This is a genomic window from Petrimonas sulfuriphila (genome assembly GCA_038561985.1).
GTDB classification, from domain to species: Bacteria; Bacteroidota; Bacteroidia; order Bacteroidales; family Dysgonomonadaceae; genus Petrimonas; species Petrimonas sulfuriphila.
Genome location: CP073276.1, coordinates 1,079,783 through 1,105,047, shown reverse-complemented (window position 1 = coordinate 1,105,047; position 25,265 = coordinate 1,079,783). Strand labels below are relative to the sequence as shown.

General features: G+C 42.1%; 17 protein-coding genes. 5 read left to right on the top strand and 12 right to left on the bottom strand.

All coding sequences use genetic code 11. The features are described from left to right. Nucleotides 1–336: 336 nt before the first annotated feature. The 6 genes from KCV26_04455 to KCV26_04430 form a co-directional block, all read right to left on the bottom strand. On the bottom strand, nt 337–1,878 hold the full coding sequence (locus tag KCV26_04455) for a RagB/SusD family nutrient uptake outer membrane protein (protein ID WZX37637.1): 1,542 nt from the start codon (nt 1,876–1,878) through the stop codon (nt 337–339). 12 nt (nt 1,879–1,890) lie between these two features. Continuing rightward, nucleotides 1,891–5,331 (bottom strand): TonB-dependent receptor, encoded by a 3,441-nt coding sequence (locus KCV26_04450; GenBank protein WZX37636.1) that lies wholly within the window; start codon nt 5,329–5,331, stop codon nt 1,891–1,893. Between the two features lie 165 nt (nt 5,332–5,496). Then, nucleotides 5,497–6,414: a DUF4974 domain-containing protein gene (locus KCV26_04445; protein WZX37635.1), complete on the bottom strand. Its 918-nt coding sequence runs from the start codon at nt 6,412–6,414 to the stop codon at nt 5,497–5,499. 113 nt (nt 6,415–6,527) lie between these two features. Further along, nucleotides 6,528–7,097, bottom strand: coding sequence for an RNA polymerase sigma-70 factor (locus KCV26_04440; protein ID WZX37634.1), 570 nt, complete (start codon nt 7,095–7,097; stop codon nt 6,528–6,530). 29 nt (nt 7,098–7,126) lie between these two features. After that, on the bottom strand, nt 7,127–8,665 hold the full coding sequence (locus tag KCV26_04435) for a YifB family Mg chelatase-like AAA ATPase (GenBank protein ID WZX37633.1): 1,539 nt from the start codon (nt 8,663–8,665) through the stop codon (nt 7,127–7,129). Between the two features lie 5 nt (nt 8,666–8,670). Continuing rightward, nucleotides 8,671–9,798, bottom strand: coding sequence for a DUF4369 domain-containing protein (locus KCV26_04430; GenBank protein ID WZX37632.1), 1,128 nt, complete (start codon nt 9,796–9,798; stop codon nt 8,671–8,673). Nucleotides 9,799–10,030: 232 nt separating this feature from the next. Here KCV26_04430 and KCV26_04425 point away from each other — a divergent pair, with 232 nt between their 5' ends. Beyond that, nucleotides 10,031–11,020, top strand: coding sequence for a glycosyltransferase (locus KCV26_04425; protein ID WZX37631.1), 990 nt, complete (start codon nt 10,031–10,033; stop codon nt 11,018–11,020). Nucleotides 11,021–11,032: 12 nt separating this feature from the next. Here KCV26_04425 and upp read toward each other — a convergent pair whose 3' ends face one another. Then, the gene (gene upp / locus KCV26_04420) at nt 11,033–11,692 is read right to left on the bottom strand and encodes a uracil phosphoribosyltransferase (GenBank protein ID WZX37630.1); all 660 of its coding nucleotides are present in this window, start codon (nt 11,690–11,692) and stop codon (nt 11,033–11,035) included. A gap of 315 nt (nt 11,693–12,007) precedes the next feature. Here upp and pckA point away from each other — a divergent pair, with 315 nt between their 5' ends. Beyond that, a complete protein-coding gene (pckA, locus tag KCV26_04415) occupies nt 12,008–13,606 on the top strand; it encodes a phosphoenolpyruvate carboxykinase (ATP) (protein ID WZX37629.1) in 1,599 nt (532 codons plus the stop codon). A gap of 69 nt (nt 13,607–13,675) precedes the next feature. On the opposite strand, the gene KCV26_04410 is transcribed toward pckA, so the two are convergent. The 3 genes from KCV26_04410 to KCV26_04400 are packed head-to-tail and all read right to left on the bottom strand — an operon-like array spanning nt 13,676 to nt 16,694. Continuing rightward, nucleotides 13,676–14,473 carry a DUF1080 domain-containing protein gene (locus KCV26_04410; protein WZX37628.1) on the bottom strand — a complete coding sequence of 266 codons (798 nt, stop codon included), beginning with the start codon at nt 14,471–14,473 and terminating at the stop codon, nt 13,676–13,678. An 8-nt stretch (nt 14,474–14,481) separates the two neighbouring features. Continuing rightward, nucleotides 14,482–15,669, bottom strand: a complete 1,188-nt coding sequence (locus tag KCV26_04405) for an acetylxylan esterase (protein ID WZX37627.1) — start codon at nt 15,667–15,669, stop codon at nt 14,482–14,484. Between the two features lie 47 nt (nt 15,670–15,716). Further along, complete coding sequence (locus KCV26_04400; GenBank protein ID WZX37626.1) at nt 15,717–16,694, bottom strand: DUF5106 domain-containing protein; 978 nt, start codon at nt 16,692–16,694, stop codon at nt 15,717–15,719. Between the two features lie 194 nt (nt 16,695–16,888). Between KCV26_04400 and KCV26_04395 the strand changes: the two genes are divergently transcribed. After that, a complete protein-coding gene (locus KCV26_04395; GenBank protein WZX37625.1) occupies nt 16,889–18,607 on the top strand; it encodes a DNA polymerase III subunit gamma/tau in 1,719 nt (572 codons plus the stop codon). Between the two features lie 250 nt (nt 18,608–18,857). Continuing rightward, entirely contained in the window at nt 18,858–19,304 is a 447-nt protein-coding gene (locus KCV26_04390) for a M15 family metallopeptidase (GenBank protein WZX38323.1), read from the top strand. Between the two features lie 3 nt (nt 19,305–19,307). Here the strand turns inward: KCV26_04390 and KCV26_04385 are convergent, their stop codons facing one another. Together KCV26_04385 and KCV26_04380 are read right to left on the bottom strand one after the other, a co-directional pair. Then, the gene (locus tag KCV26_04385) at nt 19,308–20,066 is read right to left on the bottom strand and encodes an alpha/beta hydrolase (protein ID WZX37624.1); all 759 of its coding nucleotides are present in this window, start codon (nt 20,064–20,066) and stop codon (nt 19,308–19,310) included. 33 nt (nt 20,067–20,099) lie between these two features. Then, entirely contained in the window at nt 20,100–21,173 is a 1,074-nt protein-coding gene (locus KCV26_04380; GenBank protein ID WZX37623.1) for a substrate-binding domain-containing protein, read from the bottom strand. A gap of 878 nt (nt 21,174–22,051) precedes the next feature. Here KCV26_04380 and KCV26_04375 point away from each other — a divergent pair. Next, on the top strand, nt 22,052–25,252 hold the full coding sequence (locus KCV26_04375) for a TonB-dependent receptor (protein WZX37622.1): 3,201 nt from the start codon (nt 22,052–22,054) through the stop codon (nt 25,250–25,252). Nucleotides 25,253–25,265 lie beyond the last annotated feature (13 nt).

Genomic DNA, 25,265 nt, shown 5'->3' with positions numbered 1-25,265 from the left:
CGGACGATACAATTTTATGTCTTTCGACGTTGCCACTTCTTTCAGGTGTTCTTGTTTTTCGGGAGTTAGATCATAGTCAAAAATAACATCACTGAAATGTTCTCTCATCTTTTGTCCTGTATAGATTTCAATGTGTTTCAAGTCGAGCTGCCTTGTTTTATCTAAAACTTCAATCGCTATGAATTAATAAAAGGTATAGGATAACATGGATAGTTTCCATTCCTTTTCCTCGGTTATCGATTCCAATTTTTCAGACGAGCATTCGGTAACAAGTGTCAACAACGCGAAGATAAAAAAAGAGAAAATTGAATTTCTCTTTTTTTATTTCTCTGAAAATCAATAACCTTGATTTTGAGTGAGATTAGGATTCAATGCGATTTCACTGTCAGGTATTGGCAAATGATTATCTTTTGATATATTATAACCATCAGGGAATTTTACTTGAATTAGTTCTCCAAGAGCACCTCTTACTTCAACTGGATAGATTTCCGTACCAGCTTTCCAGCGTTTAATATCATCCCAATATTGTCCTTCAAGGGCAAGCTCAATTCTTCTTTCCTTTCTAAGGACCTCCCGCGCCTGCGATTGTGATAATCCTTTAGATATTGGTTTAATTTTCACATCAGAACGACTCGTTCTAATCAAATTAATAAGATCTATAGCCTGGTCAATATTCTGATTCAATTCAATAAGCGCCTCAGCTTTACATAATACAACATCGCCATAGCGAAGAATCATAAAATCTAATGGAGATTCATTACCTTTAACTTGCATCGTCTCAATTGTATATTTTCTAATTCCAAAACCAACTTTCTGCCCTGTATGGTTCTTAATTTCGATAGGATACAGTTGTCCCTGAAAATATGCTCCCGGACGTAATATGGTAAAGTCAAGACGCGGATCCCTATTTTTATAGGGATTGTCGGAGTCAATAGGAGAACCATCTATTGTTTCATAAGCGTCAACTAAATCTTGTATTGGAACAACAGAGTTAGAACCATCTATTCCATATTTAAGATTTTGTGGTTGCCAGTACCTATCAAACACACTACCCTGACTAAATGGTCCAGCCATAAAACTCAGTGCAAAAATTGTCTCGCTATTACCTTCGTTTTCAAATTGAAACAATCCATAATATGAAGGGAAAAGTGAATATTTTTCCAGATCATCAATTTTATTACTATACTCCAAAACTTTATCCCATTGCGAATTATACAAATATGCTTTCATTTTCATACCTAAAGCAGCACCGAGAGTAATGTGTCCAGTAGAAGCTGTTTTAGGTAGTACTTTAATTGCCTCATCATAATCTTTGTGGATTTGATTCCATACTTCATCTTCACTTGCACGTGTCAATTCACGAGCTTCTTGTGTCGAAATTGTTTTAAGTATTAAAGGTACACCACCGTATGTTTTTGCAAGTAAATCGTAAAAAACTGCTCTTAAAAAGTAAACTTCGCCTTTATATCGATTTATAAGCTCTGCCGATACATCTTCTGCTTTATCAACATTTTCTAAAAAGTAATTTGCTCTATAGATTCCTTGATAACAAAACTTCCATCTTTCTGTAACAATACCTCCGGAACCTGAAAATATTTGACCCGCACCTACCTGCATTTGTTGTCCTTCCCAATGTGCCCATTGGTATGCATTAGGTGTACAAGCATCATAACCACCACCATAACCATAAACATAGTTATTTCTCAGAGTATTATAAACACCATTTAATGCCAATTCTACATCTTGTTGAGATTTCCAAAAAGTCTCATTTGTAATCTGATCATCTGGAAGTATATCTAAATAGTTATCACAAGAATAGAGTCCTAATAATATCGACAAGAAAATAGATGATAATAATTTTATATTCAAATTGCTCATAATTTATTAAATTTAAAAAGTGATATTTAATCCCATTGAATAAATACGAGGTATGGGATAATGCCCATAACCATCTGTAAAGGTATCTCTTTCAGGATCAAAACCTTCATACTTGCTACTAACCAACGTAAAAACATCGGTTCCATTTACATAAAGATATACGTTTTGTAGTGAAAGTTTGGTTACTATACTTTCTGGCACTGAATAACCCAACTGTATATTTTTCAGCTTCAGCCATGACATGTCGGTTGTCCAGAATGATGACTCTTGTCTGTTCCAAGTATCATTTATAACAATTCGAGGAGTTGTCTTTGATGGATTATCTTCAGTCCATGCATCACGCCATCTCTCTGTTATAGTACCTCCAGATATTCCAAGAGGTTGAGTCCATGAATTCTGAAAATACCCAGTTACTCCAGCAATGCCTGATAATACAAAATTCAAGTCAAAGTTTTTCCATGAAAGATTACCGTTTACACCATAAACAAACTTAGGTATTGTATTGCCAATCTCCTTTTTATCTCTATAGTCGAGTCTTCCATCATTATTCAAATCCTTATATTTTAAGTCACCTGCTTGCGGAATATATCCATTGCTATGCATATGCTGCTCAGCTTCATCGTTAGATTGGTAAACACCTTCCTGTATGAAACCATATAAAGTTCTATACGAATAACCTTCCCTAATCAGGTATAATTGGTCTGGAGATTTTCCACCTCTAAACTTATCTACATTATTTTCAACATATGTTAGATTTGCACCAATACCATAAGACAAACCCGATGACTGAATTTTATCGTTCCAATTAGCATTAATTTCAAAACCTTTATTTGTCATCTCTCCAACGTTTTCAAAAGGAGGAGTAAGACCACCCATAACATTAGGTATAGGCAATTGAACAATAATATCCCTTGTTTTTTTCAGAAATAAATCGGTTTCAATAGTAAGTCTGTTTTTTAAAAAACCCAAATCTAAACCTAAGTCGGCAGAGGTTGTTGTTTCCCATGTAATATTTGGATCAACTAATGATGTTACAGCTGCACCTGGTGCAAGTTGATTACCGAAGTTATAGCTAGTAGCGTAAGACTGAGTTACAATTGTCAGGTAAGGAAAATAATCTCTGTTGCTCGATTCTCCAATATTTTGATTACCTAATCTCCCCCACGATGCTCTTAATTTAAAGTTGTCAAAGATTCCAGTTCCCTTCATAAATGATTCTTCGTTCAAGCGCCAAGCAGCTGAAAAAGAAGGGAAATATCCCCAACGGTTACCTTTTGCAAACCTAGATGATGCATCAGACCTGAAATTTGCTTCAAACAAATATTTACTCATCAGAGCATAGTTAACCCTACCAAAGTAAGAAAGCATGCGCCAGGAAAATTTGTTTCCATTTGCTATCGGATTAGATGTACCTGAACTTACCTGATGTAATCCATCTTTAGGTGGATCAGATTTCTGAGCCTGAACCGTTCTAAGAACTAAATCTTCGGTTTGAACACCTACCACAGAAGAAATCTCGTGAATTTCATTAAATGTTTTATTGAAATTAAGGTTAGAAAAGAAAGTCGAATAATATTCGTCATTATCACTCCTAATAATATTAAGAGTCGATGGATAATCAAGAGGCTTTGTTTTGTTATTTAAATCTAGATCCGTATAGCAAAAGTGCGTTTCATTATAACGGTCATACATGTTATTATTATACTGCCCACTATATTGTGTAGTCAAACTCAATCCATCCATAAACTTCACAGTTGCAAAAATATTACCTTTCATAAAGTTATTGGTATTATCGTTGCGTCCGTTATATAAATCAGGAAAGGGATTCCTAGTATCTACAATAGGCTGCCCTGCTCTTTCACCCGAAAGATACAAAGCCTGAGTACCACCAAAGGTTTTACCATCTTGAAGATAGGGTGTAGAGAAGGGATGTCCATTTGCCATCATGTATATTACACGTCCTATTCCATCGTAAGGTTGATGCGAATTCTTTCTTGAAAATCTGATCTTCGCACCTAAATCCAACCATTTATTAATCTTTGTATTATTATTTACAGTAATACCATACCTGTCCGAATTAGTATTTTTCACAATACCATCCTGTTTTAAATAATTAACCCCAACATAAGTATTAGATACTTTATTATTTATTGATACAGACAAATTGTGCTGAGTTGTAAAAGCATTTCTGAATACCTCATCAAAATAATTTGTACTTGGGTATTTGTACGGATCATTACCTGATTTAAACGAATTTATAACATCTTCAGGAAAGAGGGGCGAACCTCCGCTATTAATAATTGCAGCGTTCCAATACCCCATATATTCAGGACTATCCGAAATTAAATCATACCGACGCACTAATTGTTGCATTCCGGCATATCCATTATAATTAAGAGTAATTCCATCCAATCCTTCACCTTTTTTAGTTTCTATAAGGATAACACCATTAGCAGCTCTGGACCCATAAATAGCTGCTGAAGCAGCATCTTTCAAAACTGTAATACTCTCAATATCATTTGGATTTAATTCTGCCATACGACCCTCTACCCCATCAATAAGCACAAGAGGATTAGTATTGTTAAGTGTGCCAAATCCTCTAATGCGAATAGTAGCGCCATCGCTACCTGGAGAACCGGAATTCTGGCTTACCCAAATACCAGGTATTTTACCCGAAAGTGATTGCGAAGCATTTGTAATAGGCCTGTTTTCTAAACCTTTATCATATTTTATAGTGGAAACGGACCCTGTTAAATTCACTTTCTTCATCGAACCATATCCCACAACAACCACTTCTTCTAACGCCTGTGTATCTTCTAGGAGTGTAATGTTGAAACTAGCTTTTCCTGAAGTGTTGATATCTTGTTCCAAATAGCCGATGTACGAAATACGAATAATAGCGTTGTCTTCCACATTTAGTGAAAATTTTCCATCCACATCGGTAACGGTACCGTTGGTTGTTCCGGTTTCAACAATGTTAGCCCCAATAACGGGTACGCCGGCGGCATCAATAATGGTTCCGGTAATGGCTTTTTTTTGTTGTTGCACCGCTTCGGCAACTGCAGTTATCTGGCTGTACATTTCCTTAGGAGAAAGGATGATTTGTGTCCCTTTCACTTCATAATCCACATTTTCCGATTTAAAAAGCTTCTCCAGTACGGCTGAAATAGCGGCATTCCTTACCCGCACGCTTACTTTCCGGTCAACATTAATTAACCGGTTGTTGTACAGAAAGTAATAATCGGATTTCTCTTCAATGGTTTGCAATACTTTTTCGATGGTTGAATGCTTCAAATTCAGCGAAATTTTGGTGTCCTGAGAATAGATGTGTTCAGCTTGTAGTTGAAAAGTGAGCACAAACAGTAGTAAAAGCGTTATTCTCATAGCAATAGGGATTTTTTTTAATAAAGCATAAAAAAGGTGTGCTTTTTGGTTTTTTGTTGTTTTATTCATACTTTTACATTGTTATTAAATTCATTTTATGGGTTTAGTAATTGATTGCCTGGCGGTGAGGTGAGATTTTCCGCGATGGTAATGTAAATCATGGGCGGGAGAGGTATTAAACTCTCCCGTTTTTTGTGTTTCAATTGGTGTTTATCTTATCATTGGCAGCCCTCCTTATTTCGATTTTATAGTTACTTCTCTTCGAGTGAATGTTTCATTGTTTAATTGTTTTTGTTTGGATATGGAATAGGTAATGGGGGCCGACCGTTTCAATAGGTCGAGGATGTCCTCGAGCGTTTCGTCGGTAAACGTGGCCGTGTATTCATACTCTTTAAGCCTGTCGCCCTCAAGGTGTATATCTACTCCGAATTTGCGCGAAAGCCTGGTCACAATCTTATCCAATTTTTCCCGGCGGAACACCATTTTACCGTCTTTCCAGGCTGTTTCTACGTAGGTATCTGCCGTTACCACATGGATATTACCGGTTTTAACCTGGAGGATCGCCTTTTCGTCAACCACCAACGTTTCCGTTGCTTTTGAGCCGATTTCAGAAGAGACCTCTACCTGTCCGCTTGCCAAAGTAACCTCGTGGCTTGTCTCACTTTCGTAAGCATTTACGTTAAATTCCGTTCCGTAAGCGCTGACGACCATTTTTTGGGGTGTTTCCACATTAAAACGGTGTTTCTTGTCGGAGGTTACTTTGAAATAAGCTTCTCCAGAAAGTTGAACCCTGCGTTCTTTTTCTGTGAAGCGTTGTGGATAGGTAAGTGAGCTTAACGCATTCAGCCATACTTCGCTTCCGTCCGGAAGTATGGTTTTTGTCACCATCCCCGGAGCAGAGGTGACCGTAATGGTTTCTACGATGGACCCGCTTTTTTTGAGAATGGGATAGAGCGTATACTGGTATACCAGAAACAGGGGAAGAAGAATCGCGGCCGTATTTCTCAGGTAGTTGAAGAACAAGCGCCTGTTCCGATCGGACGTGATGCGTTTCCGCAATTGTTCCCAATCAGCTACAGCGTCTATCGTTTTTTGTTTCTCGTAGTTCTCCAGTAAAGCATTCAAAGAATTGGGATTCTCCTTTTCAATCATCTCGTTTTTGACATTTATATATACTTGACGAACAACTCCCGGGTTACCCTATAAAAAAAGTGAAGTTTTTTAAGAAAAGTAAAAATTTAACAATGTGGGGTGAAAAGGAATATCTATATAAACAGCAGTAAAAAGGGAAGGTAATCACGCAATTCAATGCGTAAAATTTTTAATGCCCTACTGATATAGGATTCAATGGTTTTTTGGGAAACCTCCATTTTATCGGCTATGGCAAGGTAGGTCATTCCCTTAAAGCGACTCATCTCGAACGCTTCCCGCACGTTGGGCGGTAGTTTTGCCAATGCTTCGCCAATAGTGGTTTCCAACTCTTTTAAGGTATATACTTCTTCCGGTGAAGTGTGAATGACAGACAACATGTTTTCTTCTTGATAGCGGTTTTCTACTTCCTGCTTCCGTAGATAGTCCGTACAATGGTTGCGGACGGAAGTAATCAGAAAATTGCGAAAAGAAACGGTTATATCCATGCTTTTCCGGTTTTTCCAAATTTTAAAAAAAACATCCTGCACAACGTCTCTGGCTGTTTCTTCCTGTGTGATATACCGCATGGCAAATACACACAGTGCCGGATAAAATTCGAGAAAAAGTTCCCTGAAGGCCTGCTCATCGTCCCGAAAAGCAACTTTTCGAAACAGGTTCTCATATATTGTATCTTTTTCTTTCATTCTTTCTCCTTACTTCTTTCCGTTTCAAATCACCCCGCCCAAACCTCCCTGTCGAGATTGCGGTAGTTGATTGCTTCCGCCAGATGAACCGGTAAGACATGGGGGCTGGCTTCCAGATCGGCAATGGTCCGGGAAACTTTCAGTATCCTGTCGTAGGCCCTTGCCGATAGGCTAAGCCTGTCCATGGCGGTTCTGAGTAATTGCAGTCCCGCTGCATCGGGAGCAGCATATTCGAGCAGCATTCTCGATGTCATTTGCGCATTGCAATATATGCCGGGAGTTTTTCTAAACCGTTCCGCCTGAATCCGGCGGGCTTTTACCACACGTTTACTGATTTCTGCACTGCGTTCGGCCGGAGTGCTGTCGGATAGCTTTTCGAACGCGACCGGTACGATTTCGATATGGATATCGATCCTGTCCAGTAAAGGTCCTGAGATTCTGTTTAAATATTTCTGTACGGCTCCTCCCGGACAGACACACGCTTTATCGGGATGGTTGTAATAACCACAAGGGCAGGGATTCATGGCCGAAACCATCATAAAGCTCGCAGGGTACTCCACGGAATATTTGGCGCGGGAAATTGTTATTTTTCGGTTTTCCAATGGCTGACGCATCACTTCGAGAACATTTCGATTAAACTCCGGAAGTTCATCCAAAAACAGCACTCCGTTGTGGGCCAAACTGATTTCACCCGGTTGAGGATCGGCTCCGCCACCGACCATGGCTACATTACTGATGGTATGGTGTGGGGACCGGAATGGCCTGCGCGACATAAGGGAGATGCCTTTTTCCAGTTTGCCGGCAACGCTGTGTATCTTTGTGGTTTCGAGTGCCTCTTCAAGGGTGAAAGGGGGGAGGATAGAGGGCATTCGTTTCGCCATCATCGATTTCCCTGCGCCGGGAGGCCCTACCATAATTATATTGTGGCTACCTGCAGCCGCTACTTCCAACGCGCGTTTCACATTTTCCTGTCCTTTTACATCGCTGAAGTCGAACTCGAAATTCGACTGGCTCTGCAAAAACTCCTGCCCTATATCTGCGGTTGTTTTTTCAAGCTCAAGTTCATTGTTTGCAAAACCGACGACCTGACGGATATTTTCTACCCCGTAAACCTCCAATCCTTCCACAACAGCTGCTTCTTTAGCATTTTCCGTAGGAAGGATGAACCCTTTGAATCCGTTTTCCTTAGCCATGATAGCTATAGGTAAGGCACCTTTGATGGGCAGGATATTTCCGTCGAGCGATAACTCACCCATGATAAGGTAATCGGGCAGTTTATCCGCCATAATGGTTTTGGAGGTGGCCAGTATGCCTATCGCCAGGGGCAGGTCGTAAGCTGATCCCTCCTTCCGGATATCCGCCGGAGACATGTTGATCACAATTTGTTGCCGGGGATACTTAAAACCGCTTACCTGAATGGCGGATACAATCCTTTTGTGGCTTTCTTTCACTGATGCATCGGGCAAACCCACCAGAAAGAACTTGATCCCCTTTGTGCAATTTACCTCAATAGTTATAAGTGTGGCATTTATACCTTGTACTGCCGCACCAAAAACCTTGACCAGCATGGCATTTAACGATTGTTTTTTACAGAATTTTTAAGTGCATTTTCCACTGCGATGGCCGGGACGTTTCTGTCGCTGATGATGCCGGCAGGGGAAATAAGGATATTGTTCGGAATGAACTCAATATTGTATGCTTCCACGATGTCTGATGCCCAGCTTTTTTTCTCCGGTACAACGGTCCACGGGATAGAATCGTTTTCAATATAACTGATGGGATAAATATCGGAATCGATATATACGGAAATGAACTCCACGCTGTCTTTGTTAACATCCCTGTAGGTTTGCTTGAGTGATTGAATCGTTTCGCGGGAATCGATTCCTGTAGTTGAGATGAAAGACAACAAGAGGTATTTTCCCCGGTAATCGTACGATTGTATGGTGTCGCCCGATTTATCAACCAGCCGGAAGTAAGGCATAGATGAACCTTCTGCGGAGCGGTTGATTTTTTCGGAATAAGCCTTCAGGTTCAACCCCATTTTCGATTTCAGTATATCCCCCTGCATATATTCCAATACACGGCTAAGCCCTTTCGGATTTTCCGAGTTGGCAAAAAACTCGTTGATAAGAATCAGGCTCGATATTTTTGTGGGATTTTTTTTGACCTGCTCTTCGGCATTTAATGTCAACTCCTGATTGAAAGAGTTGATCTTGGCTATTTCGTCAGCATTGGCTAAGATCCTATTATTGGACGCGGAGTTCGATTCTTTTTCTTCTTTCAGGTTACGAAGTAAAAGCGTACGTTGTTGAAGCAGCTCTTTGTTTGATTCTTTAAACAACGTGAGGTCGTTGTTTATTTCGTTTCCGTTTACTTTGATTAAATCGGACAGTTGCGCATCCCCTTTGATGGATATGTTATCTTTCGGATGGGCAAAAACCATGACTGAAGAACTTTGGTTGTTGAAATACAACGAAAATACAGTAAGGGTATCTATGGTATTTTTATACGTAAATCTGCCGCGTTTATCGCTCATGATGGTGTCGATAGCGAGGGTATCGCCGGCGAAATAAGAAACCAGAACCTGGGGATTTTCCAGGCTGGAGATGTCACCTTTAAGCGCAACCCCATTTTCGTTGTTTTTGCAGGAAAACAACAATGCGCAGATAATGATTAATATGGACAACTTTACAAACTTCACTCGATTGATTTTTTTGTTTCTTCTAACTCAGCTTTACCTTTCCCTGATTTTCCAACTGTTCCTCCCGAAATAGTAAAACGTTGAAAGTTGACAAAGATAAAGATTAATTTTAAGAATTCTATATATTTTCACATATTTTTAATACTTTTTATAAAATCACAGAAATGGCTGGGATTACAGATAAAATCATTTAATTTAATTAGTTTTGCACTGTAATTCCAATTTCGTGAACATGAATTTTTCTGTTGTTATCCCTGTTTACAATCGTCCGGAAGAAGTTGACGAGCTTTTAGACAGTTTAACCCGACAATCCGGCAAGAATTTTGAAGTAATCATTGCCGAAGATGGGTCGTCTGAGAAGTGCGATGGTATAGTCCAGAAATATGTATCGCAACTCCCTGTTGTTTATTTTGAGAAACCTAATTCCGGTCCTGGGCTGACCCGAAACGCTGGTGCCAAAAAAGCGAAGTATGACTACCTCATTTTTTTTGATTCCGACTGTATTATCCCCGAACACTACATGGAGTATGTCTCTTTTTACCTGGAAAGGAATTTTGTTGATGCCTACGGTGGCCCTGATAATGCGTTGCCCTCCTTTACAACGGTACAGAAAGCTATAAATTATTCCATGACCTCTTTTTTTACTACCGGAGGTATTCGCGGCGGAAAAAAATCGATGGATAAGTTTCATCCCCGGAGTTTCAACCTGGGGGTCTCCAAAAAAGCGTTCGAAGCCCTTGGCGGATACGGTAAGATGCGTTTTGGGGAAGACATCGATTTCAGCCTCCGGCTGCTTAAAAAAGGATTTGGAACGGCACTTATTCCCGAAGCATATGTTTATCATAAACGCCGGTCGACCTTCAGGCAGTTTTTCAAGCAAGTTTACAATTCAGGAATAGCCCGGATCAATTTGCACCTGGCGCACCCGGGTTCATTAAGATTAGTACACTTTCTGCCATCGTTCTTCGTAACAGTGATGGTTCTTTCCCTGCTTTTATCCTTTTTTTACCCGGTCGTTGTGCTTGCTCCCGCATTATACAGCTTGCTGGTACTGATCGACTCAACCGCAAGAAACAACTCGTTGAGGGTCGGCTTTTACAGTATTGCAGCAGCCTGGACACAACTTTTCGGATACGGTGCAGGATTCATCTCTGCGATCTGGAAACGATTAATCCTGAAAAAAGGAGAATTCAACGCTTTTGAGAAAAAATTTTATGAGTAGTAGTCTATCAACCTAAATCTTCTCCCCGTAGGCCAAATCGCCTGCATCGCCAATTCCCGGTACGATATAAGAGGATTCATTTAATTCCGGATCAATAGCTGCGACCCATATGGTGGTTTTATCTTCAGGAAAATGTTGGGTGCAATAATCCACAGCCTGCTGGCTGGCAATAATGGATGCAATATGAATCCTCCGAGGTGTTCCCTTCGTTAGTAAAGCTCTGTACGTCAGTTCCATGCTGCTTCCTGTGGCCAGCATTGGATCGGTAAGGATAAGCGTTTTTCCATCAATACTGGGCGAGGCAATGTATTCGATATGAATATCAAACGATTGATGCCCTGTTTCCTTGTATTTCCGGTAAGCCGACACAAACGCATTTCCGGCACAATCAAAATAGTTCAGCACGCCATGATGATAAGGTAATCCTGCCCGTAAAATGGTGCCGATAACAATCTCTTCATCGGGGACAGAAACTTCGGCCACGTCGAGAGGGGTGGTTACGGATATTGTTTTGTAGCTTAAATCCTTACTGATTTCATAAGCCATTATTTCACCGATCCTTTCTAAATTTCTACGGAATCTGAGCCTGTCGTTCTGGATGGTTATGTCTCTTATTTCACGGACAAAAGAATTCAGGAGTGAGTTGTTTTTCGAAAAATCAATTACATTCATTGTTGTAATAACAAATTGTTCATACTATCTTTTTTCGAAAAACAAAGGTAATATTTTTGGTCTCAACGATAAACATTTTCACCGTTTTTTTGTTCCATTTACTTGAGTGTTTTTTTCTCAGGAAAGAAATTTGAGTTAAAACAGGAATAATTAAAGAAATTTTTCTTTAATTACTTTATTATCTCAACTTAATTAATTATTTTTGTCGCCGTTTTAGGATATCGTTGATGTTTTAGGATGTTATTCACAAGTAAAACGGTTTGAGCAGATAGAGATTTATTCACACATTTATATTCACAAACAATTATTATTAACATGGCAAATTTAGATTTAAGCAAGTATGGAATTGTAGGCAACTTCGAGATCCTTCACAATCCTACTTACGAAGAGTTATTTCAGGCGGAAATTGATCCGGCCAATGAAGGTTTTGAAAAAGGCGTGCTGACTTCAACCGGTGCAGTAGCAGTGGATACCGGAAAATTTACAGGCCGCTCACCCAAAGACAAATTCATCGTAATGGACGACACTACCAGAGACACGCTTTGGTGGGACGGTACCATCAACCGCCCGACTACTCCTGAGGTGTTCGACCACTGTAAAGATCTCGTGACAACTCAGCTTTCAACAGCTAAAAAATTGTATGTTGTTGATACGTTCTGCGGCACCAACGAAGATACCCGTATGAAAGTGCGTTTTGTGATGGAAGTAGCCTGGCAGGCACACTTTGTGACCAATATGTTTATTCGTCCTTCACACTACGAGCTGGCAAACTACGGTGAGCCTGATTTTGTTTGCTTAAACGGTTCCAAAACCAGCAATCCAAACTGGAAAGAACAAGGTCTGAATTCAGAAGTATTTACGTTGTTTGATCTTACTCGTAAAATGCAGGTGATTGGCGGTACTTGGTACGGAGGTGAAATGAAAAAAGGTATCTTTGCTCTGATGAACTATTATTTGCCATTGAAAGGTATTGCTTCTATGCACTGCTCGGCTAACGTAGGTACAGAAGGAGACGTAGCCATTTTCTTCGGGCTTTCGGGAACGGGAAAAACGACTCTTTCAGCAGACCCGAAACGTTATCTGATCGGTGACGACGAGCACGGCTGGGACGATCACGGTGTATTCAACTACGAAGGTGGTTGCTACGCCAAGGTTATTGATCTGGAAAAAGACAAAGAACCCGATATCTGGAGAGCTATTCGTCGCGATGCATTGCTGGAAAACGTAACTGTTCTTCCTGACGGAACTCCCGATTACTCCGCTGCCGCTTCAAAAACAGAGAACACACGTGTTTCTTACCCCATCTATCACATCAGTAAAATTGTTTCTCCATCTCGCGCAGGACATGCGAGCAAAATCATTTACCTGTCGGCTGACGCGTTTGGCGTATTACCTCCGGTATCTATTTTGGATGAGAAATCAGCTCAATATCACTTCCTCTCCGGCTTTACTTCAAAACTAGCAGGCACTGAACGCGGTATTACCGAGCCGGTTCCTTCGTTCTCTCCCGCATTTGGTGAAGCATTCCTGACCCTGCACCCGACTATGTACGCAAAAACATTGATTGGAAAAGCACAAGAACACAATGCAAAAGTTTACCTGGTAAACACAGGCTGGAACGGAACAGGAAAGCGCATCTCTTTAAAGAATACACGTGCCATCATTGACGCCATCATCGATGGTTCAATTGAAGAAGCTGAAACCATTCAGATTCCTATCTTGAACCTGGTTGCGCCTGCCGCATTGAACAATGTGGACACTGAAATTCTTGACCCGCGCAATACTTACGCTGATGTTGCCGAGTGGGAAGCAAAAGCCAAATCGCTTGCGGCCAAATATATCAAAAACTTTGAGCAATATTGCGACAACGACGATGCATTGGCGTTAGTTGCGTCCGGACCGCAATTGGACTAAACGTAACCGATTAAAAAAAAAATCCCGCCTCCTTTCGTGAGAGCGGGATTTTTTATTCAGTCAAGAAAGTCAATCGTCCAGTTTCATTATCTCCACTTTCCTAAAATCAATGGGGTGCCCTTCGCTTTGAAGCGAGATGGTCCCTTTGCTCAGCATTTTGTCGCCACCGTTCATCACGATAAGTTTGGCGTAGGTCGCATCCCTTTCATCCAACTGTGGGCGGTTGTACTGTAAAACCGTATCGCCGTTGATAATATGACTAATAACATTGTTTCCCCTGACCTCTACTTCGGCCGTTATCCAATCTTCACCGTAGAAGTTTTCCGAGGAAGAGTTGATGCAATGATCAAGGATCAACTGATCGTCCATGACGATATTTGTTCCGGGTGTGCAAACATTCATATTGGTCCTTTGCACCAGGGAGTCGCTGGCCAGCAACTGTACCTCAATGGAAGTGGGAAAATCCTGGTCTTTTTCCATTGACTCCGGTGTCTGCCCGTGTACCATGATTCCGGAGTTTTTATACGCCCATCCGGGTGCTCCCGGACATTGCTCGCCAACGATACGGTATTCTACTCGCAGTTTATAATGCGAAAACTCATCGTTGTAAAACAGGTGGCCGAAACGGTCGCGTAACGAGTCATACTGTTCGTAACGTACCTTTATCATGCCTTCTTCCACCCGGAATGTATTGCCGAAATTGTCGCCCGCATCGTAACCTTTAATTTTTACCGTCCAACCGGTTAAATCGGTTCCGTTGAAGAGAGGAGTCCAACCGCTGGATGCATCGCTGCTTTTTTTCTGGCTGCAGGATATCAGAATGAATGCCGCGGTCGTGGCACCCAAAAGTGACCATACTTGTTTCATGCTATATTCTATTTTTTGTTGTTGTTCTTAAAATATTCGTCGGCAAACTTGACGAACTGTTTCCAGTCGAAAAGATTCATGTTGTGGATGCCGTCTCGGTTATGAAAGCCCAACGGCAACTGAATGACCTGTTCGTTGTTCGGGGGCATGTTGGCGGGTAAACTTGTTTTGAGGCCAAACAGGCTGAAAACCGGTTGTGCGGCAACCAGAGCCAGGTATTGTCCTTTGGGGTCCGCCCACGAATCATCGGCTGCACTGGCGACATAGACTGCCCGGGGAGCCATTAATGCCAGCAGCATATGTTGGTCAACAGGCAGGTTTCCTTCGTTGTTGGCGAAAGCAGCATATCCCGGAACAAACCAATGCGGGAAGTTACGGGTAATTACTTCCACTGTTTCTCCAAAATTCCTGCGGGAGATTTTTGCGCCCGAGTTTCCCGACTCGTTCGATACGGCAATGGCTACCCGTCTATCTTGTGCTCCGCACCAAAGTGCAGCTTTGCCCCCACGGGAATGTCCAACAACAATTACCTTACTGGCATCTATATCCTTATCGGTTTCAAAATAATCGATTATCCGGCTGACGCCCCAGCCCCAGGCGCCTAATGCACGCATTCCGTTTGGTTGCAGGGTTTGCTCGGGATAAAGTTTGGTGAGAATTTGATTTACGTAGTCTGTTTTGTGATCCGGTGCGACGTCCTTTACATCAAATCCGGCAATGGCATAGCCAGAGTTCACAATCTCTTCGGCAGGCCAAAACTCATTTTCGGGTGATGCTTGCATCGTATCCAGTCCGCGGTGGTTAATCGTCAGGAATACAGGAACCGGCTTTTTTATTTTGTTGGGGATAAACAAGTGGACCTGAACAGTAATAACTTTTTTGTTCCGGATAACGTCAACAGCTACCTGCTTATAGGTGGCCTTTCCGTTCAATGCCTTGTAGTTTTGTTCCAACACCTTGAATTCGATTTTATCGAAATCCTTGGGAACCTGCCCGTACACGTTATCCTCAAAAAGTTTTAGAATTTCTGGACGGCGGATCCTGTCCCAGTCTTCCGCAGACACGATTTCTTTGCCGTTTTGAGCCTTTAGCAGTTCCGGTAATACATAGCTGCCGGCTTTGGTTTCATCGTAGTTCTGGGCAAACAGCGTTGTTGTTAACGTAAACAACAGCAGGTAAAGTATCTCTTTTTTCATTTCCATGGAGTTTGAAGTGTAAAATTATTGGTAAAAGGAGTTCCTGACTAATTAGGCTTTGCAAAAAACGACTCAATGGCTTCAATGGAGGTGTCTTTAAGGATCACCTTCTTGTCTTTGTCCAGCAAATACAGCGTTGGAATGGCTTTAATGTCGTACAGTTTCTGTTTGGTAATAGTTGTTTCTTTATCGTACGAGTGTATCCAGTTTGCAGGCATCTGCGGTAAATATGATCTCCATTCGTCGATATCTGCATCGGGATAAACGGTTAATACGGTTATCATTGTGCGGGTAGGCGAGTTCATTGAAAAAGCCTTGTTAAGAGTGACTGACTTTGTTAGCACATCGGTAACAGAGGCACAAGTAGAACATCCGGGATTTGAAAACATCAAAACAAGGTATTCACTTTTGATGGAGTGCATCCTTTGTGATTCTCCCGAAGCCAGTGTGTAGGCGAAGTCATTGGCCGTCTCTCCCACGCGGTTTTTCATTACCATCTCGAATTGGAACCGGTACCTGGATTTATCCGTTTCGGATAGAATTTCGGAATTTACCAACTCCTGCAAAACGGGAATGTAAAACTCTTCGTTGCGGAATGGGGAATTGGCACCGTAGAAATATTTATCGAACAGCGTGCCAAAATAAGTATACATGGTGTTGTTCGCTTCGGCTTTCCTTAACGTGTAGTTGAGCGATTCTTTGGTTCTGTCGAACGGAACATAAGAAAGAATATTGATGTAATCCACGAAAGCCTGCTCTGTAATTTCAGGACGAAGTGTGAGCTTTTCGTCGGAAAAATCGAACCTGTCCCAGTAGTGCATCACAAGATATACGGCACGGGCATCGGAATTGGTCATCTCTTCAGGGATGTATGGCAAAACAAAGGTGTCGGGAACGATGGTTTGTTCCCGTTTCAAAGAATCTTCACCGATAGTGTCGATCTGAGCTTTCTTGCTCGATGAGCAGGCATAGATCATAAGAAAAGCGGTAAGTACGAAAAATGATTTTAGAGAATATTGATTCATAATTCATTCGGTTTCATCAGGCTATTTGAGTCGCCTTCGCTCAAGCAAGTCTGGCCCTGTCTCGCTTAGCGAAATAGCTCTTTTTGTTTGGTGTAAAAGTACAAAAATTTCATTGAAGTTCTCAAGCTATTCATCAAATGAATAGAGATTTTGAGTTTTTTTCGTACATTTGTCTTTCATAATTTCAGGAAAAAATGGACAATTATGTTGTTTCGGCGAGGAAATACAGGCCGGTGACTTTTCGCTCAGTGGTGGGGCAGGAGGCATTGACCACTACGCTTAAAAATGCCATTACAGGAAATAAACTCGCTCATGCTTATCTGTTTTGCGGCCCGCGGGGTGTGGGAAAGACAACGTGTGCCCGTATTTTTGCGAAAACCATCAACTGCCTGAATCCGACACCTGAACATGAAGCCTGCAATCAATGTGAATCGTGTGTGGCTTTCGATGAACAACGTTCCTACAACATTCACGAACTGGATGCCGCGTCCAACAACTCCGTGGATGATATCCGTTCGCTTATTGATCAGGTACGCATTCCGCCTCAGATAGGGAAATACAAAGTGTATATTATAGATGAGGTTCATATGCTCTCCACATCGGCATTCAACTCTTTTCTCAAAACACTGGAGGAGCCTCCTGCACATGCTATTTTCATTTTGGCAACTACGGAGAAGCATAAAATTATTCCTACCATTCTTTCACGCTGCCAGGTGTATGATTTCAACCGCATCAGCGTTGCCGATATGGTGAATCATTTACAATATGTTGCGCAGAAGGAAAATGTTTCTGCCGAACCCGAAGCATTAAACATCATCGCGCAGAAAGCGGACGGGGGGATGCGTGATGCGCTTTCCATTTTTGATCAAACAGTAAGTTATACAGCGGGAAATGTTACGTATAAATCGGTGATTGAGAACCTCAACGTGCTCGACTTCGAATACTATTTCAAGCTTACCGATGCCATCGTTGCGGGAAGTGTGGTAGATTGCCTGTTGGTTCTGAACGATATTTTGAACCGGGGATTCGAGGGGCAGTATGTAATTAGCGGAATAACGTCGCATTTTCGCGATTTACTGGTTTGTAAAGATCCCGTAACTGCAACATTGTTCGAAGTGGGAGCATCTATTCGTGAAAAGTATGTTGCCACCGCAAAACAGTGCAGTAACGCGTTTTTATATAAAGCCATTGAGATGGCCAACGATTGCGACCTGAACTATCGCATGAGTAAAAACAAACGCTTGTTGCTCGAGCTGACCCTTATCAAGCTTTGTCAGTTATCGGAAAATTCCGAAGATCCTAAAAACCTTAACCCCGTGACTCCATCGGAAAAAGTTCATCCGAAAACAAAAACACAACCAGTTCAAATTTCAGGGACTGTTTCCGAACCAAAACCGGAAATTAAACCCCTGCCCGTAATCCCAGGAGAGAAGAAGTCAACCGTAACAACGATTGCGGGATTGGGTGTTTCGTTGTCATCATTGACGGAAGAGAATCCGGAAAAACCGGTTGAGAAAAGTATTTCTCTGCAGGCGGAACCCAGGCAGAGCAACCGGCTCTTTACCGAAGAAGAGTTGCAAAAAGCCTGGCAAGAATTTGCTGAGAATTTGGTCGAGGAAAAGCTGCTGAGAAATACGATGATGCTTTATAAGCCCAAGATGCTGGGAAACACTGTTTTTGAGGTGGAAGTGAACACGGAAATCAACAAGAATTATCTGGATGATTATGGCAACGTAATCTTAGCCTACTTGCGGGAGAGTTTGCAGAACGATGATATTACGATGACCATTAAAATTTCAGAAGCAACCGTGGTTAAGAAACCCTTGACTTCGAGAGAGATTTTTGATGAACTGGTACAGAAAAACCCTTCGTTGCAAAAGTTATCCGACGAATTTGATTTGGAGTTGAGCTAAAACGGTCGCTGTTTTGAAAAATCAACGCAACAAAATAATTTCCCTGTCTTTTATCGGTTTTGCGGTGTTGTTCTGTTCCATCCAATCCTGTAAAAAAAAAGAGGCACAGCAGGCCCGGAAAGTTTCCTTGTATACCCAGGCCGATGCCGTTGAACCCAGAGATACCGTTATTATCGACTCCCGGTTAACCTTCCTGGAAGCAACTGCCGGGACGAAAGCGCCAAAATCTATATTGGATGAATTGTTTCTTATGGATGTTTTGTATAGATCAACAGATCAGAGGTTACATCAAGGACAAATACTGACAAACAAAAAGATCGAAAACGACATACGAAATATGTTCGTGTTTATGCTCGAAAATGATTTCGTCATCGAAAAAGCCATTCCTATTGTGCATTATAACTGGGACGACAGCTTGTCGATGGACGATAACAACACCTACAGTTTTTGTTACCGCAACGTTTCTTACTCAAAACACGCGCGGGGAATGGCGATTGATATAAATCCGCGTTTTAATCCGTTACGGTGGAAAAACGCAGATTATCCCAATCAGCCCGAAGGGGCAGTGCTGGATACAACCGTTAACGGGACTTTGTATTCTGGACATAGAGTGGTGGAGGAGTTCCAAAGACTCGGGTTCCGGTGGGGGCACACTTTTTCAAAATATTACGACGACCATCATTTTGAGAAAAGGTGAAACTTACAGGTACCTCATTACCCATTCACCTATTAAACTTCCGACGTACCGGGCATCTTTTATGTTTTTGATGAGGTGATCGATACCGTCCAGGGCGATGAAGCTTTTCGGATGCCTTGCAGCCATAAATATCTCCGTGGCGTGATCTATACTTACCATTTCATCCTCGGGGGAGTGTAAGATAAGTAAGGGCTTGTTCAGTCTATTAAGCGACTTCTTGATGTTGTGATTCGCCAGGTCATCCACAAAGCCTCTGCCTATCTCAATATCCCTCCCGGCCACGTCGATCATGGCACTTCCATAGTGGGTGATCTCCTCCATTTTATTGACGAATAATCGTTTTATATGATCCAATGTCGACGGAGTTCCCAGTAGAGAAACAGCTTTAACAGAGGCTAGTTGTCCGGCAGCCACAATAGATGCGGCACCTCCCAAGGAGTGTCCGACCAGGAGTTTGGGCGCTTCGTAATTGAGCGTTAAAAACTCGGCAGCGTACAATAAATCATCGATGTTCGATGAGAAATCAGTTTCCGCAAAATTACCCTGGCTATCTCCCAATCCTGCAAAATCAAAGCGAAGTACAGCAATTCTTTTTTCACTAAGCGCCTCCGAAATGTATTTGACATTTATCAGGTTCTTGTTGCAGGTAAAACAGTGCGAAAAAATGGCAAAGGCCTTTGGTGAATTGTTTTCAGGCAATTCTATTGCGCCGGAAAGAATCAGCCCCCTTGAATTTTTGAACGTTACTTTTTCTCTTTTCATCGCTACTTTAACGTTAGAGTAAGAGAAATGTTTCTAAATTTTTTTCAAAAAATTAAATTCAAGTTGCAGGTCAATGGTCTCTTTGGTTACAATATTCAAAGGCATGTAATTTTCAACCTTGGGCTTGGTCTGCAAAATCAAGTACTCGAGCAATGTTTTCATCGCCATATACCCCTGGTAGTCAGGATTTTGATCGATAAGGAAATTGATCCGCTCATTTTTTAAGGCACAAATATTGGGCTTTGTCAAATCCACTCCAACCAGCTTTACGTCGGTTATATTATTTTGTTCCAGAAAATTAGCCACAACATTCCCTCTGGAGTTTAGCACAATCACACCCTTCACGTTGGGATGCGAAGAGAAAAAATCCCTCATTTTTTCTTCGTTCCGCTGGGCTTCGTAAACGGAAAACTGGATGTGGTGTATCCGGTTGGAGAAGTTGGTTTCAGTCAAATAATCGTATGCGCCTTTTCGCCGGAGGATACTTGTATTCGCGCTCTGGTCACCAATCCGGATAGCTTGAAGTACCCCGATATCACTTGATTCCGGGATAAGTGATTTTAACAATTTACACATCAGGTAGCCGCAAATGTAGTGGTTAGCTGAATAAAATGCCAGGGGTGATGTCCCTTCGACCATGGAGTCGACAAATGTAAACGGGATATTTTTTTCTGTCAGTTTATTTGCGAGGGCAATAGTTTCGTCTTTAAAAGTGGGACCAATGATAACCGCATCAGGTTCAAGGATAAGGATTTGGGTAAAGACATTCTGACAAGAATAAATGTTGTATTGGTCGTAGGTCAGGTAGGTGGTTTTGATATGCAAGCTTTCGTGCTGATCGATCGCTTCCTGAATGCCGTTATGAATACTTTCCCAGTACTCACCGCGAGAAGCATGAGGAGTGGTAATCACTATCTCATACGTTTTTTTCAACGAAAGGCCCGACAAGTGGATATTGGGTTTATAACCCACCTGTTTCAACACCTTTTCCACAGCTATCCTTGCTTTATCCGATACATTGCCGCGGTTGTGCAGGATCCTGTCCACCGTACCCGAGGATACTCCAGCCTGAGCAGCTATGTCTTTGATTCTGATACGTTTTTTCATTGAGATACTGTAATCTTCTTATTGTTTTAAATCACAAAGATAATCGGTTAATTTATTTTTGTGTGAAAACACAGAATTAAATCATTGGTGTTTTTATATAAGTATCTTTTAATTAGTAAAATTTAACATAATTTTATTTGTCGGTCAAAAAAGGCGAGTTATTTTTGTAAACGTACACAAGCGTTTACAAAAAATGAATTTTCTGTTGATTCGCTTGATCAGCGTGTGTATAGCTACATTGAAAATACATTAAATTGCTATTGAGATTTTGATGATAGATTTTACGTGAAAATTTATTGTTTGTGCAAATCCAGAGTGAAATAATAAGATACAAGAAAGCCATGGCCGATTTTCCGAAGATACGTACAATGGGAAACCAATCGGGTAGGGTACCCGCCCAAAAGAACGGGTATTCTTCATGTTGAAATATCGTTGCTACGCACCCGGAAAAAGGCGACTGTCTTACCGGTTAGAAACAGATTAAATTAACATGGAGCCGGGAATTCTCAAACTTAGAGTCACATTGTTTGTTTTTGTGATTGTTGTTCTCTAATAAATAAAATGCTTTAAAAACACCGATTTTTTCATTGATTTTACATTGTGTACGTAGACAAAATGAGGTTTGACAAATAGATCGTCCAAGTTTTTGGTTTTTTTGTATTTCTGGAAAAACGACTTTGGTTAATAGCTGTGCATAATCAAAACCATTTAAAATAATTCGCCTATGATGAATAAAAATAAAACCAAATTGTGGAAGAAGGGAGTTTTCCTTTTCTGCGCTTGATTGGCTCCGTTCAATCTTTTTAAATTTTCTAAATCTTTAAAATCCCTGAATCACGGGAATATGTATTTTAAACGTTAACTATATAAATAAGACAATGAAAATCATTAAATTACTCCGGTGGAAGAGGGTAGGGTTATCCTCGACCATCTTATTCGTTTTTATTTTGGCATTGTTGAACACATTTGACAGTTTTGCCGACGACTATTTCCCGGAATCGCAACCGTCTTTTAACATACAACAGCAGAAAAGGCAGATTGCAGGTATAGTTACGGATGCAAAAGGGGAGGCCGTCATCGGAGCCAATATCATAGAAAAAGGCACGACGAACGGAACGGTGACCGACAACAACGGAGGCTTTTCCCTCACCTTGGAAAACGACGGTATACTCCAGATCTCTTACATTGGCTACCTCACACAGGAAGTCAACACCGTAGGACAAACAACCGTCACGATAACCCTGCAGGAAGATACGCAGGCCCTGGACGAACTGGTTGTGGTGGGTTACGGAACCATGAAAAAAAGTGACCTGACCGGAGCTGTAAGCCGAGTGACACTGGACGACAAAACTTCCCTGCCGAACATGAACTTATCTCAGGCACTGTCTGGGACAATGGCAGGGGTCAACCTTTCAAGCCGGGGGATGGCCGGAGGAGATGCGGACATATCCATCCGCGGACAAACCACATTGTCGGCCAGCAAATCACCTCTTATCGTGCTGGACGGCATCATCTTCAACGGAAGGCTGAACGATATCAACGTAAGCGATATCGAATATATCGACGTGCTGAAGGACGCCAGCGCCGCCGCCGTTTACGGCTCCCGGTCGGCCAACGGTGTTATCATCATAACCACTAAAAAAGGAAGAAGCGAAAAACCGAAAATTACGGTCAATGCTTACTACGGGACGCAATTCGAAACCAACCATCCGGTGAAATACATGAATGGCAACCAATATGCGTTGCGGATGCTGGATTATTATTACCAACAAAACCTCTACAATTGGTACGGCAAATATGCAAAGGGATCGGATGAAATTTCAAGCAAGCCTGTACGTCCGGACGCTTCCGACAGGGAAGTTGTGGCTTCCTATTTGAGGACCCGGGAAGAAATGGAGAACTACAAGGCCGGCAACAATATCGACTGGTTCGATGTGGTTATGCGCGACAAGCCGGTGATCCAGAACTACGACGTGAGTTATTCCGGAAGCACAAACAAGGTGAATTACTATATCTCCGGCTCATACACCGGAGAAGAAGGAATTATTGTCAATGATCAGTGGGACCGCCTGACGTTCAATTCGAAGGTGGACGGAAAAATAACGGACTGGATGTCCGTGGGGTTCAACGTCAATTATTCTTATCAGGACTATTCCGGTAGGGAGCCCGCCTTTGTGGATGTCCGCAACGCCAGCCCTCTGGCAAACAACGATCTGGAGTCTCCGGATAAATACGTTGTTTACCTGACGGGCGAAAACTACATGCCGCATCCCCTGGGATGGACAAAAATTAAAAATGAAGATATCCGAAACTCTCTTTTTCTCGTGGCCAATACAAGGATGGATGTTCCGTTCGTAAAAGGGTTGTCTTACGATTTTAACTATTCAAACACGTATTGGAACCGGAAAAACAATTCGTTTTACCCGGCGTCGATGCATGACGGTGCCGCCAACAAGGGTAAAGCTGAAAAAATCCCCGAAGAGCAAAGGAGTTGGATTTTTAACAACATAATTACTTACCTACGCTCATTTGATGAGCACAGTATCAATGCGACGCTTCTGTACAGCCGTGAAAAGTCGATGGGCGAAAGGTTTCGTTTTACTTCCGAGGGATTCGATAACGAGGCATTGGGATATTACCAGATGGCCTTCGGAACCATCCTCAGTACCGGCAACAATGAGAAGTGGCAGGAAACCGGAGTGTCTTATATGGGGCGCCTGAATTATACGTTTAGAAACCGTTATATGGCTACGGCGACAATACGGCGAGACGGATTTTCGGGTTTTGGAGCAAACTCGAAGTACGTTGACCTGCCGTCGTTTTCCTTAGGCTGGATTGCTTCGGAAGAGCAATTCATGGAAAACCTGAAATCGCTTTACCTGAAGTTCAGGCTTTCTTACGGACAGAACGGCAACCAGGGGGCGGGACGGTACACAAGCCTTTCCAAGATGTCGAGCGACAACTACGTCTTTGATAAAACCACCGGAGTAGGGGTTTTTCCTAATTTTGATCAACTGGGGAATGCGTCATTGGCATGGGAGAAAACATCATCGTTCAATCTCGGCATCGATTTCGGGTTGCTCCGGAACCGGAGGATTTCCGGATCACTGGATCTCTATACTTCCGAAACGTCCAATGTGCTGGTGAGGAGGAAGCTTCCGTACTCCTCCGGGTACGAGCAGGGGTGGACCAATATCGGACATGTGAAAACGAAAGGGGTGGACCTTGAACTGAGATCCTCAAACATTGAAACTAAAAATTTCAGCTGGAATTCAACGTTCACTTTCTCGTTGAACCGGGATAAGATTTCCAAATTATACGGCGGCAAGAACGATAAGGATATCGGAAACTCCTGGTTCGTGGGACAGCCCATCCAATCGTTGTACAACTACCATATCACAGGTATCTGGACGGAAGAAGACCTGTTTTCGAAGACATATACCGAACAGAGCAACATGACTCCGGAGGAGATGGGATGGACTCCCGGGCAGATATATCCCGGATGGCGCCCCGGACAATGGAAATATGAAGATGTAAACGGCGACGGGATCATCGATCCGGATAATGACCGCAAGATCGTAGGTTATAAATCACCGAACTTTCGTTTCAGCTTAAGCAATACCCTGGCTTACAAAAGCTGGTCGCTCTATTTCATGCTGAACTCCATCCAGGGCGGTAACGGGTATTACATGCTGAACAACGCCGAGTTCCTGAACGTGTCGTCGCGGTCGGACGATGTATACCGGGTTAATCAGCCCGCCATACGTCAATACTGGACTCCCGATAACGGCGTGGGCAATGCCACCGGAATCTATAACTCGCAGCCGCAATCCGGAGCCATATACCAGAGCCGGTCTTTTGTCCGCCTGCAAGATATATCCCTGATGTACAAATGCAGTCCGGATTTGTTAAAGTCATTCGGAGGTTTTGATTATTTACAGCTTTACGTATCGGGAAAGAATCTTTATACCTGGACCAAATGGCAGGGATGGGACCCTGAACTTGCCGACGACGCGGACAACAGAAAATTCAGGCCCAATACCCGTAACATTGTCGTGGGAATCAAATTTGCTTTTTAACATAAAAAATATT